General features: G+C 50.3%; 9 protein-coding genes and 2 pseudogenes. 7 read left to right on the top strand and 4 right to left on the bottom strand.

The genetic code is table 11. The annotated features are described in order from the left end of the window. Positions 1 to 42 precede the first annotated feature (42 nt). From ABH899_RS14960 to ABH899_RS14945, 4 genes are all read left to right on the top strand, one after another. Positions 43 to 522: a hypothetical protein gene (locus ABH899_RS14960; RefSeq protein WP_369997554.1), complete on the top strand. Its 480-nt coding sequence runs from the start codon at positions 43 to 45 to the stop codon at positions 520 to 522. 22 nt (positions 523 to 544) lie between these two features. Then, a complete protein-coding gene (locus ABH899_RS14955) occupies positions 545 to 1021 on the top strand; it encodes a GyrI-like domain-containing protein (protein ID WP_369997551.1) in 477 nt (158 codons plus the stop codon). Positions 1022 to 1341: 320 nt separating this feature from the next. Further along, on the top strand, positions 1342 to 1929 hold the full coding sequence (locus ABH899_RS14950; RefSeq protein ID WP_369997548.1) for a TetR/AcrR family transcriptional regulator: 588 nt from the start codon (positions 1342 to 1344) through the stop codon (positions 1927 to 1929). Between the two features lie 137 nt (positions 1930 to 2066). Further along, positions 2067 to 3215: an MFS transporter gene (locus ABH899_RS14945; protein ID WP_369997545.1), complete on the top strand. Its 1149-nt coding sequence runs from the start codon at positions 2067 to 2069 to the stop codon at positions 3213 to 3215. A gap of 41 nt (positions 3216 to 3256) precedes the next feature. Here the strand turns inward: ABH899_RS14945 and ABH899_RS14940 are convergent, their stop codons facing one another. The 3 genes from ABH899_RS14940 to ABH899_RS14930 all read right to left on the bottom strand — a co-directional run bounded on the left by ABH899_RS14940 (position 3257) and on the right by ABH899_RS14930 (position 7711). Then, the gene (locus tag ABH899_RS14940) at positions 3257 to 4831 is read right to left on the bottom strand and encodes an ABC-F family ATP-binding cassette domain-containing protein (protein WP_369997542.1); all 1575 of its coding nucleotides are present in this window, start codon (positions 4829 to 4831) and stop codon (positions 3257 to 3259) included. A gap of 45 nt (positions 4832 to 4876) precedes the next feature. Beyond that, positions 4877 to 5737 carry a S1 family peptidase gene (locus ABH899_RS14935; protein WP_369997540.1) on the bottom strand — a complete coding sequence of 287 codons (861 nt, stop codon included), beginning with the start codon at positions 5735 to 5737 and terminating at the stop codon, positions 4877 to 4879. Between the two features lie 234 nt (positions 5738 to 5971). Further along, positions 5972 to 7711, bottom strand: a complete 1740-nt coding sequence (locus ABH899_RS14930) for an ABC-F family ATP-binding cassette domain-containing protein (protein WP_369997538.1) — start codon at positions 7709 to 7711, stop codon at positions 5972 to 5974. Positions 7712 to 8004: 293 nt separating this feature from the next. Between ABH899_RS14930 and ABH899_RS14925 the strand changes: the two genes are divergently transcribed. Both ABH899_RS14925 and ABH899_RS14920 read left to right on the top strand, forming a co-directional pair. Next, positions 8005 to 9189, top strand: a complete 1185-nt coding sequence (locus ABH899_RS14925; RefSeq protein ID WP_369997536.1) for a hypothetical protein — start codon at positions 8005 to 8007, stop codon at positions 9187 to 9189. Then, positions 9186 to 12191: pseudogene (locus ABH899_RS14920) on the top strand (DEAD/DEAH box helicase). The gene ABH899_RS14925 and the pseudogene ABH899_RS14920 overlap by 4 nt, the downstream one beginning before the upstream one ends. A 190-nt stretch (positions 12192 to 12381) precedes the next feature. On the opposite strand, the pseudogene ABH899_RS14915 reads toward ABH899_RS14920, so the two are convergent. Then, positions 12382 to 12480 (bottom strand): annotated as a pseudogene (locus ABH899_RS14915) (DNA alkylation repair protein); the annotation flags it as partial. A gap of 380 nt (positions 12481 to 12860) precedes the next feature. Here ABH899_RS14915 and ABH899_RS14910 point away from each other — a divergent pair. Next, entirely contained in the window at positions 12861 to 13667 is an 807-nt protein-coding gene (locus tag ABH899_RS14910) for a class I SAM-dependent methyltransferase (protein WP_369997534.1), read from the top strand. Positions 13668 to 13731: the final 64 nt, after the last annotated feature.

Here is a 13731-nt window from a genome sequence, read left to right as displayed (position 1 = left end):
AGTATCAATCTTGTAAGATATGACCCTAAAGGAGAGATTAAAATGTCTACCTACTCCATCCAAACCATCTCGGAAAACTACAAAATGACTGCTTTCGGTGTTTCACTTGAGGACTACAACGACTGGGCAGGTAATGCAGCCAAAACTGCGGCGAAAAAAGCTGAAATCACTGAAAACGGCAAGCTTGCCAAACTTCTCGCGCTCGCTGACGGGCAGGAATATCAAATCAACTACGTCATCGACGGCAAAGCCTGGCGCGGCTTCGGCGTGAAGGGTGCATACGACGTGGAAGACGCGGTCGTCATCGACTTCCTCGCTGGGGATTACCTCGTGGTGCCTGACACAGGCTCTGACAAAGACCGCCTTGCTGACGAAATAACAGGCAAAGTTTTCGGTGGCCTGCTGCAAGAAATCACGGACTACAAATACGTTGGTCCAGGTAACTCGACATTCGTCAAAGCAATTGAAGACGGTAAATTCTACGGAGAAATGTGGCTTCGTGTAAAAAAAGTAGTAGACTAATCTCAGTCAAAGGAGGTCTCTCATGGCAAATTACACAGTTGAACACAAAAAATCATTTACATTGACCGCTTATGGTTTTTCACTTCAATCGAATTTTCAAGACGCCCCAGCTCTGCAAAAGGAAAAAGCGGAGTTTTGGGCAGGACTCAAGGCTGACGGACGTTTTGATAAGCTCAAGGCGGCCGCAAAAGATAATCGCGAATGGTCCGTCAACGAGGTTTATCAAGGCAGACCGTGGAATTATTTCGCGGTAGAAGCCAGCAAATCGGTGGCTGACGCAACACGCATCATCGAGTTTCCGGAAAGCGAGTACATAGTGCTCGCAGGAACCGGCGAAAAGGAAACTTTGTTTGATCTGCTGACTTACCGCGCTTTTGGCGAAGTCTTGGCACAAATCACTGATTATGCTTACATCGGCGGTCCAAATGCGACTTATCGCAAAGAAAACGGTAACGGCACTTTCTATGGCGAATTTTGGGTTCCTGTGGTTAAAAAATAGTAGGATGGCAAGTGTATGCCACCTATTTCTCGAAGACAACTCCTTTGCAAGCCAAGAAGGCTGCCCATGAACAGGGCGGCCTATTTACTGTAGATCAATGTTATGCATTATCGTAAATATAACCATATACTCAGCAAACTGCTTTTCGCCTTCACTTGTGACAGTTATGAGCATACCGTCTTACCCAATCTCCAATTTTCGCCGTCACTTATGATATGATTCAGCTTAACGGGTCTACCGGCGAACTCAGACGCATAATATTTGACACATCAGTACAAAATGATTATTGTTATATTAGAGAGCAGGAAGGGGGCAATGAAGTGAGGAAAAGCGGAAGACCTCGAGAATTTAAGGATACCGCAGTGATCGATTCGGCCATGGAATTATTCTGGGAAATTGGCTACGAGGCTTGCTCGACAGAAGATTTGTGTAAACAAACCGGTCTTGGAAGAGGAAGCTTATACAATGCATACGGAAGTAAGCATGAGCTTTATGAACAAGCCCTCTTGCATTACCATGAAATCGGCATCCAAGCCCAGATTGAGATTCTCCAGGGACAGGGGCCTATAAAAGACCGCCTTCGTGCTTTATTGGATTGGGCCATCCAAGAGGACTTTGCAAACGAGAATCGCAGAGGCTGCTTATTGATCAATGCCGCAATGGAGCGTGCGCAAAGAGATCCGTTGGTCGAACGCCTATTCAAACGACACGTGGATTTGCTGGAGCAGGCTCTGCAGCAGGCTATTGAGACGGGGCAGATGTCGGGAGAGATCTCGCGGACACATCAGGCTTCGGATTTAGTCCACCTCTTTCTAGGCAATTATTATGGACTCCGGGTACTCAATGCTGCTCAGAATCGTGAAAGGGCCATTCAAATGGCCAAAGCAACGTTGGAAATCGCATTTTAGCGTTGCGCTTTTTTATGGCTTATTTTGTACTGATTAATAAAAAAATTAAAGACGTCTGAACAGATCACCTTAGGGGCATTATCACGTCTTATTTTGTACTAATCATTACAATTTATTAAGAAATGGGGGGAATTGCTATGCCGTTTGCTATTTATGTACTGGGGATGATGATCTTCTCCATGACCACTGCCGAATTCACGGTGGCCGGAATTATGCCTTCGTTATCAAAGGAATTTGACGTATCCATTGCTTCCGTCGGCTACCTTATAACCACTTATGCTGCAGGGATGATTGTAGGGGGACCCTTGTTAGCGATTGGTTTGTCCAAAGTGTCGAAGAAGAGGGCCTTCTTATTGATTTCCGCCATATTCCTGTTCGGTCAGATTCTTGGCGCTTCAGCCATCAGTTATGAGATGATGATGGTTGCCCGGATCATTACCGGGGTTTCCTCCGCTGCCTGCTTCGGCATTTCGCTGGGTATTTGCTTTGACTTAGTCAGTCCTCAATACCGCGGTCGTGCCGCTTCCATCGTCCTTGGCGGCTTAATGGTTGCTACCGCGCTCGGATTGCCCGCGGCGATGCTATTCAACCAATATTTCGGATGGCGGTCCAGTTTCTGGGCGGTTGTCGTACTGGTTTTACTGTCCGGAATTTTGGGCATGAAAGTGATCCCCACCGCATCCCATTCGGAGTCCGTTAGTTTGCGCAGTGAACTGGCGAGTTTCAAAAATCCCAATCTATGGGCTGCCTTTGCGACCAGCCTTCTCATTATCGGGGCGACGTTTGCCGCATTCAGTTATTTTACACCTATCCTTACCGACCTCTCCGGCTTTGACACCGCTATGGTTCCGCTTATATTGGGAATATACGGCATGGCCACCATCGCGGGAAACCTTGTTACCGGCAGAACTGCCGATCGATATATGATGCCAACCCTAACCATAGGATTGACGCTCTTAACTTCAGCGCTGATGATATTCGCACTCTATCCACGCAGTCCGTACGTCTCAGTCATTGCCGTCATTATCATCGGCCTAACAGGGGTGACTCTGAATCCCGCTATGTCGACCCGCATCACCCGTGTTGCAGGGACCGGCACGCTTGTTACGACCGTTCACGGATCGATTATTAGCCTCGGCGTCGTCGTCGGATCCTTCATCGGAGGACTGACCATCGACAGCGGATACGGGATCCACTCTCCGTTATGGGTCGGTTTTATTCTGGCGATCCTGGGCTTGATTTCATTGCTTCCCTACTTAAAGAGAGCTAAAGCGTCAGCCTCATGATGAAGAGTAAGGTTGAGAGGTATCGAGAGAACCATTCTCCCTTATAGACTTTGTTCGGTCACTCCCGTCACCGGATCGAAGGTCAGCATTTTCGTCCCTATCTTATCGATGAAGAAGCGATCATGACTGACCGTAATGACGGCGCCGGGAAAATGGATTAGAGCTTGCTCCATGACCTGAATACTCATGAGATCCAGATGGTTGGTAGGCTCGTCCAAGATGATAACCGCCGCACCCGATAGAAGACACTTGGCCAGCGCCACCCGAGCCTTCTGTCCGCCGGACAGATTGCCGATCTCCTTGCTCAGATCCGCCTCCGAGAATTGCAGCATCGATAGAAATTTGGCCACCTTTTTGCGCGGGGCGTCCAGCCCCAATCCATACGTATTCACCGCGTGGCTAACGGTATCCTTGGGATCAAGCTCCTCCCACATCCGGTTGAAGTAGGCGTAGCTAACGCCCTTCTCCCAGATAACCTCTCCCGACTCCGGCTTCTCCGCCCCGGTAAGCGTCTTGATGAGCGTGGACTTCCCGCTTCCGTTCGGCCCCGCGATGACCAAGCGATCTTCCTTCTGAATATCGAAGCTAACGTTCTCGAAGATCTGCCTGCCCTCGTAGGTCTGTCCGATCTTCTTCACTTCGCATAGCTTATCAGGGAAACGCAGCCTCTCGTATATATCGGTAATCAGTACGTTAACGGGATGCTGCTCGATCCGCTTCTTGTTATCCGCCAGCTTCCGTGAGAGACGGTCCTTGGAAGCGGATTTCCTGCTCGCGCGGTCGTCGATCGCTTCAGACTCCATGAGCAGCAGCTCTTCCTCCCATTCGAACTGACGGTCCAGCTCCTTCTTGCGCATCTTCTTCTTACGGACGTAATCGGTGTAGTTGCCTTCGTATTCCTGAAAATGATAATTCTCGATCTCGATCGTACGCGTGACGACCTTATCGATGAATTGCCGGTCATGCGACACCAGAATCATGGCTCCCTTGAACCGGTACAGCCACTGCTCCAGCCATGCAATGCCTTCCATATCCAAGTAATTCGTAGGCTCGTCGAGCAGAACGACATCGGGCAGCTCGATTAGTAACTTCGCGAGCGCCGCACGGTTACGCCATCCCCCGGACAACTCATCGATCGGCTGATTGCGAGATCTGTCGTTGAACCCTAGCTTCATGAGCACTGTGTTAATCTCGACGGACACGTTCCAGCCATCGAGATGATCCATTTGCTCGAATAACTCCGCCTGCCTCGCTAGCAGCCTCTCCATTTCGTTATTGTCTGTAATCAAACCCAGCTTATCTCCTACCTCTAGTAGCTCTCGTTCGATAAGGGCAACCTGCTCGAAGCACATTTCCAGTTCTTGCTGAACAGACAGGCTTCCGCTCAATTCCGAGAATTGAGAGAAATATCCGATTTTCAACTGAGGATTTATTTCTACTCTGCCGGAAGTCGGCTCCTCTTTGCCCATAATGAGCTTAAATACCGTCGACTTGCCGGCACCGTTTCGTCCGATCAGGCCGATACGTTCCCCTTGCATAACTCGAAAATAAATATCGCGAAAGATCATGGACCCTTCATACTTCTTCGTGACGTTCTCCAAACGTATTACGCTCATGGCTATCACCCTTACTTTAGCAAGATGTCGAAAATATTAAAGTTTTTATTCTACTGGCGGCAGCGAAGTTCGCAGCAGGGTCTCCATGTCGGCAATCGGTACGGCCAAACCGGCCTCTATCATTTGGTCTTGATGCTCGACATCGGCAGTGGCGAATACAACGGCGATGGCTTTGCCACGCTTGTTAATGACGGGAGAGCCGCTATTGCCCTTATAGACCGGCGCATCAAGGGCCATGACCGGCGTCTGACGGCCTTGGATCGGGACCAAGCCGATAATAGCCCCTTTGATGGCGATTTGCGTGAAATGAAGCGGATTGCCAATCACGTAGATTTGTTCATCAGGCTCCCACTGTTTGTTGTCTCGCTCGACTTCAATAAACGGCAGCCGTTGATCCCCGATGTCCACCTTCAGTATGGCGATATCCAGATCGGGATCGCTGCCCGACAGCTCCGCTTTATAACTCTGACTTTGCCCCGGGAATTTCACTATAATATAGCCGTTATCTTCGATGACGTGGTAGTTGGTCACAATATAGCCGCCGTTAATGTGGAATCCGGTGCCCTTGCCGTTGTCCGTGCTGACTGTAACAACCGCTTCTTTATAGCTTTGGATTTCAGCTTGGCTGGATAATTCCCTCGACCCGAACAAGAGGGGGAGCGTCTTCATGTTGTAGATTTGCGGCCAGAAGGCCAATATATTTCCGACTAGAGCGGCAACGAGCAGGAATATGACCGTATTTCTGATCCACTTCCGTCGGTTGGCCGATGAACCCCCGTCGTCGTCCTCCTCTTCCGACTCAAAGTCCCACTCCTCGTCTGCATATGGGTGGTCATTCTCATGTTCTTGCTTCTCTTCGGAATGAGAAAGAGAGTTCTCTTTGTTGCGACTCGGATTATTTTCCATGCGCATCCCTCCGTATTCGGCGTAATCTTGTCCCGTTATTGTATCATCAAACTGCCTATAATTGGGGGAAGATGGCGGCAACGTCCTGCGTCGCATTGAATACATTATTAGTGCAGTGGGGAATTCAAACAAACCACTTCCGGGAATAGAGTGGTTTGTTTGGGTTACATCGTTGATATTTTTCCACTATCATCATGTTTTATTGCTAACTGACCTCACTTCGAGGGTTGTCATTTAAAGCCATTTAATCAGCTCTTCCAGCTCCTCTACCAATCCTTTTGCAAGTTCAAAATCAGTATTTTTTAGAGCCAATTCTATTTTCATTTCAACTGATTTTTTCTTTTGTTCCGTTTCTAAATAATCTTTATCAAAATGACTATCATAAATCATCTGTCTAAACTTTGGCAAAGTCATTTTTCTAATCGTCTTATCGTCAATAATTAAAACATAATCCATACCATTTACAACAGAATAGAAATCATGGGAAACCATGAGAATCGCGCCTTTAAAATTTTCAATGGCTTTCTCCAGTGCTAGTTGTGTATAGGTATCTAAATGGCTTGTCGGTTCATCAAGAAGCAATACGTTTGCTTTACTGGCGGAAACCTTAGCCAACTGAAGTAAATTTTTTTCTCCACCAGATAGAGATTCTATCTTTTGACTAAGGGTTTCTCCTTCAAAGCCATAGTTGGAAAGATACAATCCGATCTCATCGTAAGTTTTGAACCCTGCATCGAAGAATTCTTCTAGTATTGTATTAGCGTCCTTTAGCATTTCACCTTGAAGCTGAGACAAATAAGCTACTTTAACATCCGCATTGATTTCAATGGAAGCATGATTATTTTTAAAGATGTCTCGAAGTAAGGTCGTTTTCCCGGTACCGTTTGCGCCGATAATAGCTACTTTATCCGTAGATTTTATCTCAAAGTTAACATTGTCTAGCAGCAGCTCATCAAAGCCAACACTATAATGATGGACACTTACAACAGTAGCGTCTTCCATTTCATTATCCACACCAAAACTGATATTCGGTTGTTTAATTTCAACGAATGGCGCTTTAATTCGACGCGCTTCCAGTCTTTCTTGAAATCTAACTCTAGCTTTTAACGCTCTCCCTCTCGAAGCGTCTGAATTGTAAGTTGCGATAACTCTAAGATTGTTGATGATCGTATCGTTTCTCTCCATCTCTTCTTGTTCAGCGACCGCGAGCTCTTGCAGCTCCATTTTTGTCTGAAGCAATGAGAAGTTATACTCGATATATCGCCCATCAAACTCCTGGATCTCCCTATTTTCAAGGTGTATAATTTTGTTGAAACAATGATTCAATAGATATCGGTTGTGCGTAACAACCAGTAGTATGCCTTTGTACGAATGAATAAGTTTTTTAAGCGCATTTAGGTTTTCGAAGTCTAGAAATACATCAGGCTCGTCCATAATCAATATGTCGGGACGATTAAGCATTTCCTTCATCACTTGAATAAGTTTGAATTCCCCGCCGCTCAGGTCGGCTACCTTACTATCTCTTCGCTTCATAAGGTTTGCTACATTTAGCTGCTTATGAATGTTGCTTTCAAAATCATCCCCACCGATAGAATCCAATGCGTCTAAAGCGAATTGATACTTTTCCAGTAACGGTTCTATATCTGTTGAGGTTTCCATTTCCGTGCAAATCGATTGAATTTCATTTTGAAGCTTTATAAATGGTTCTCCTATATATTCAAAAACGGTTGTTTCTTTCGTGTTGTCTAGTTCTGAGAACTGACTTACGTATCCAATTGTACAATCGGGGTCCATCTCTAATTTACCATCGAAAAGATATCTTTCCGGGTCCATCAGTATATCTATCAATGTGCTTTTCCCACTGCCGCTTGTTCCGATAAAAGCGCAATGTTGTGCTTCTTCTAACGTAAATGAAATGTTGTTAAATAGTTCTTTTTGAGGAAACGAGAAGGATAAGTTATCGAGTTTTATCATAGTATTACCTTTCTTTATCACTAAAATAGTGGCTATTAGATGTATTGCAAACCATAGATTTTGAATTTACCGCTGTCAGAATAACACTGTTTACAACCAACTTCAATCCCATTGTATCCCCTGTGGCCTTTATTGGATTACCTGTCATTGTGGCGGGTGGTCGTTTTTAAGCCGACGTTAATTGGGTCTTAGATCAATGGTCTTTGGGCTGTATGCCATCTTTACCATTTATCGTTATAATGAAGGGAGGGATTTACGAGCGGCCAAAGCTCAAGAAAGGAATGTCCGGCATTATGACGATAACCGAGTCAAATCGACTGAGCGAGCTGAGCATTGAAGAGTGTCAGGGCCTGATCGCAGGCTGTGCCGAGGAAGCGGTGAACAGCCCGTTTCAAATAAACTACGGTAACGAAGTGCGCTCCAAAGTGCGTCTCTTTCTGTCCGAATTGACACCCGAGGAGGCCTGGCTGCTCGAGCTGAACATCGGGCTGTTTTTGCTTCGCAAGCAATCGACCGACCGCCACTCGGGCTACTTCGCCCAGGTGGCGGCATCCGAGACGATAGATACGATTGAGGCTCACCTCAATAGCGGCTTGCCGCCGGAGATCGCGGTCAAGCATCAAGGGCGACTGCTGGAGACGGCCGTTTACATCCGCGAAACGGTAAAGGCGAATGCGTGGTTCCCTCCAGCCTATTTGGATATCTATGTGGAGCTGTGGTTGATCCTGGTATCATCCGATGCGGACAGCCCTCGCCTCTTTAAGGAGGAGCTGTCCCATTTGGCCGATGGATTCGGCAAGGAAAATAAGCTCTTCCCGCTTGTCGCCCGCGCTTGGATTCACTTCTGGCTTCAAGAGGATCAAGCTGCTTGGCGGCTGCTCGAAGCAGCGGAGCGGCATCGGCTAAATCCCGGGCATGTGTTCCGCTTTCTGCGCGTGCTGGAGGAGGCTGGCGAATGGATACGGCTAGAGGCTTGGCTAAGCCATTGCGCCACCGAGCGGGTCGGTCGCAGCCCCGGCAGCCTGGATACATATGGACGCTACTGGGAAGCCGTCGTCGGACAATTGCCGGAGGCCGAGAGGAACATGTGGAGCGCGATTACGAGCCTGCTTCCCTACTCCAGCAGCCTGTACGAGGAGAGCCTGATGCGCTTCGGCCGTTGGCGTCAGTGGGTTGATTATCAGCTTAGCCTCGGCAGCGATCCGCTCGACTTCCGGGCGAAGGATCTGCAGCCCATCGAGAAGGAGGCCCCGGAGGCGCTGCTGCCGTTCTACCACCAAGGCACAGAGAAATACGTGTTGTTAAGAAACCGCCACGGCTACAAGCGAGCGGTGAAGCTGCTCAAACGGCTGGCCAAGCTGTACAAGAAGCTAAAGCGTGAGCAGCGGTGGGACGTGTACATAGAGACATTCGTGAGCCGGCATAGCCGGCTGCGGGCCCTCCAGGAAGAGCTGCGGAAAGGAAAGCTGATTCCATGACGACGACGATCGATAATCTGGATACCATCGCGGTTCGAATGGTGTTGACGTCGCATGGCGACGCGTTGTTCTTCGCGGACCCGGATTCGCTGCGGGAGTGGACCGGGCTTCAACTGAAGCATCGCCTGTTCGCCTGGCACGAGCCGTCCTTCTATGGCACCGAGCTGGAGCTCGTCAAGGTCGGGGAGCTCGAAGCCATTGTGCTGCCCGCCGAAGAGGTCATCCCCTTCTTTGCATCTGGACCTCTACTGGCGCATATGGAGTGGAAGTGGGAAGACGATGCCGCGCGCTTGGCCGAATTGGCGCCATTGCTGGCCGAATGCCTGGAGAAGCGGCTGTACGCGCCCGATCTTGCGGCTTACCGCAGCGGCTCGCTGCGCTGGAGCTGGGATGCGGCGGCGGTCGGTGCGACCTTCGGACAGGCGCGCCGCGACGAACTGGACCTGAAGAGCGGCAGTTGGAGCAATGAGGCGCGCGACGGGCTGAAGGCGGCCTTCTCAGCGGCCGTCATGAGCCGCTTCTACGGAACGGAGCCGGACGAGGCGGATCTGCGCCGCGAATTCCCGGCCCTGTTCGCGCGCGAGAACGCGGCGGCCGCGACGGCGGGACTGGACGACGAGAGCTGGCTCGTGCAGATTGGCTGGAAAGCGGATGTCGCGCCGTTCCGCCCCTTGCTGCAACTATTGGAGCCATGGGAGGGCGACGAGCACTCCCGCTGGCGGCTTCGGTTCGTGCTGCAGGACAAGAGCGATCCGGCTAAGCTCCGCAGAGTACGGCTCGGCGACGACGGCTCGGCGGTCGGCAAGTGGCCTGACGCATGGGCGGAGGCTATCCGCAGCCGCTCGGACGGTTGGCTGCAACGGCTGCGAGCCAGCCTTCCGCACGATCGGCTGTCGAGCGGCGAGGACGTGCTCGGCAAGCCGCTTGACGACGAGGCGGCCTGGCGGTTTCTGAACGAGGACAGCCGCCGGCTGCTCGAAGCCGGCTGGCAGGTGCTGCTGCCCGCATGGTGGGAAGCCGCCAGCCGCAAGAAACCGCGGCTGCGCGCGGCGGTGCAGTCGGAGGACGAGTCCAAAGAGCGTGGCGGCGGCAAGTCTTTATTCGGGCTGGAAGCGATTCTGAGCTTCAACTGGCGCATCTCTATCGGCGGCGCCGACCTGAACGAGGAGGAGTTCGACGAGCTGCTCGCGCGAGGGGAGCGTCTCGTGAAGTTCCGGGACCGCTGGATCGTACTCGACCCGGCGCTGATTGCCCAGATCCGCCGCATGATGGAAGGCATGGACAAGAGCCAGGGATTGAGCTTCCAGGATGTACTGCAATTGCATTTGCTCTCGCAGGCCGAGACGGACGCCGGCGCGGATGGCGGGGCCACGGATGCCGGCGCGGAGACATTCGGGACCGATGCTGCTCGCGTTGAGCTCGATGTCGAGCTGAACGCGCATTTGACCGGGCTATTCGCCAAGATTAATCAGCAGAGCGAATGGCCGCGGCTTGATCCGCCGGCCGGTCTGCGTGCCGAGCTGCGCAGCTACCAGCAGGACGGATTCACCTGGCTGGCTTTTCTCCGCCGCTTCGGGCTCGGGGCCTGTCTCGCGGACGACATGGGCCTCGGCAAGACGGTCCAGTTGATTGCCTACCTGCTCTACGCCAAGGAACAGGCGGACGAGGGGATGGGACTCCCTTCGCTTATCGTCTGCCCCACGTCGGTGCTCGGCAACTGGCAGAAGGAGATCTCCCGCTTTGCCCCGTCGCTGCGAGTGGCCATGCATTACGGCTCCGGGCGTAAGAGCGGCGACGCGTTCCGGAACGAGGCCCGCAGCGTTGACGTCATACTGACCTCCTTTGCTACCGCCTCGCTCGACCAGGAGACGCTCGCCGGATTCCAATGGGGCGCCGTCTGTTTGGACGAGGCCCAGAACATTAAGAATGCCGGGACCAGGCAGGCCGCGGCGGTCAAGAGCTTTCCCGCGCTCCATCGCATCGCGCTCACCGGGACGCCGATCGAGAACCGGCTGGCGGAGCTATGGTCCATCTATGATTTTATCGTGCCCTCCTATCTCGGGGCCGCCAAGTCGTTCCAGGAACGGTTCGCCTCTCCGATCGAGCGTGAGCAGGACGGGCGTCGCACGGCTGAACTAAAGCGGCTAGTGAAACCGTTCATGCTGCGACGCAAGAAGAAGGATCCCGCCATCCAGCTCGACCTGCCGGACAAAAACGAGATGAAGACGTATGTTCCACTGACCTCCGAGCAGGCCGCCCTGTACGACAATTGCGTTAAGGAGCTGCTAGAGAAGCTGAAGAAGCTCGACGGCATCTAGCGCAAAGGCGCTATTCTCGGGGCGCTGACGCGGCTCAAGCAGGCTTGCGACCATCCAGCTCTACTGGATGAGGATATGGGAACGGAGCTGGAGGATGGCCCTCTACATACGGAGGCGATCGTCGCCCGCTCCTCCAAGCTGGAGAGGCTGCTGGCCATGGTCAAGGAGCTGCGCGAGGCGGACGAGCGCTGCCTCATCTTCACGCAATACATCGGCATGGGCAAGATGATACAGGATGTGCTGCAGCGCGAGCTGGACGAACCCGTGCTATACCTGAACGGCAGCACGCCGAAGGCGCAGCGGGACCGGATGGTCGAACGGTTCCAGTCCCGCGACCTTCCGCCGTCCGAGCAGCCGAACGTGTTCATCCTCTCCCTCAAGGCGGGAGGCGTTGGGCTTAACTTGACCGCGGCGAACCACGTCTTCCACTTCGACCGCTGGTGGAACCCGGCCGTCGAGAACCAGGCGACCGACCGCGCCTACCGGATGGGCCAGACGCGCGACGTGCAGGTGCATAAATTCATCTCGCTCGGCACGCTCGAGGAGCGCATCGACGAGATGCTGGTGAACAAGCAGCAGCTAAGCGACAACGTCATCTCCAGCTCGGAGGGCTGGATTACCGAGCTGTCGACGGATGCGCTGCGGGAGTTGTTCTCGCTGCGGCGGGACTGGTCTCGCGATTAAGCGGGATTTGGGCAACCTAGCATGGGTTCCTTACTTTCCTCCCTGAGAAATTCTTTAATCATCTCAAAGTATCGAAAACTACATGATAATTGCGACAGACGAAAACCTTGTTACGGATGAAACTTTTGAAATTGCCCTCCAAGCAAAAAGGATCTGGAAGCTTACTTTCAGATCCTTTGTCCAGGGGTAACTAATTATTATTTCGTTTGTTAACTTCAATCGCAATGAACTCCGGCAAATAATTGGGAGTGCAGCCCTTTGATACCATTTCATCTTTATAAAGACCCGTAACTCTAGGTAAACCTTTAGGAATGTTTTCCTTATTTAACCGGCAAATATATCCATATATCCATTTTGTATATTTCTTTCAGAGTCGGTACTCAGGTCACTAACCAACAATCCCAATTTTTCATCGTCACTTGTGATACGGTTCACCGCAACATCGTAAGGGGCAAACGAATGAATGCATTCAAACTTGAGGTGAATTTTGAACACTAACAACCGTCTTTGGACTTTTATTTTATCTCATGATTACTTGGATGTAGCCACTGAAATATATGGTAATGTATAGTACTATCACAAGAGAGGAACGTATGTTCTTAACCTTTGACTCTTTATTCGTCTCAAACAGATATTTCGGAAAATTTACCCATTTAGGAGGGTGTCTGCTTGAACAAAGATTCTATTTATAGAACAAACGTTATTGGTGCTGGTGAGGTTGGTGTCGCCAACTCGATCAAAATGGATAAGAATGTTGTACATAAAACAAACAGCTTCTATTGGGATACAAAAGGAAATGACTACTTAGGGGCAATCGTGCTTCCTTTTTATGGGGCATTTGTCTCAGAAGAAAAACACCAACTTTTTGGTGATGTTTCAGGAAAAAAGATGCTGGAGATAGGCTGTGGAAACGGTCAATCCTTGCAATATCAGGGGGACCGTAAAGCATCTGAACTGTGGGGTATGGATATATCAGAAAAACAAATCGAAAAGGCAATGCAACATTTGACCTCATGTGGTCTTTCAGCTAAATTGATCTGTTCCCCCATGGAAGAAGAATGTGGCATAGCAAAGGATTATTTTGACTTTGTTTATTCGGTTTATGCTATAGGCTGGACCACCGACCTTGAGGGTACTTTTCGCCGAATCGCTTCTTACTTAAAAAAAGATGGCGTATTTATTTTCAGTTGGTCCCATCCTATACATAAATGTGTTGTTGCAGAAAATAATATGCTTGCTTTTAAGAAATGTTATTTCGATGAATCTTGGTATTCGGTTGCTCTTGATGACGGTGAGCTAACGTTATCGGATCGTAAACTTTCAACTTATGTAAATGCGTTGGCAAAAGCGGGATTTGTCATGGAGCAAATGATTGAGGAATCTGATGATGAAATTATACAATCACGGGATAGCGGATTTGCAAGAAAGGCAAAGATGCTTCCTGTAACTTTTGTCATCAAAGCAAGAAAGCTATAGCCCTTTATTCAATTACTGAGATAAAAGAACCGTAAGACTTCTGCCAATAATGGTTAGTCTGCGG

It is taken from the genome of Paenibacillus sp. RC84, from assembly GCF_041260495.1.
GTDB lineage: Bacteria > Bacillota > Bacilli > Paenibacillales > NBRC-103111 > Paenibacillus_F.
This window is presented reverse-complemented; position numbering and strand designations above follow the sequence as displayed.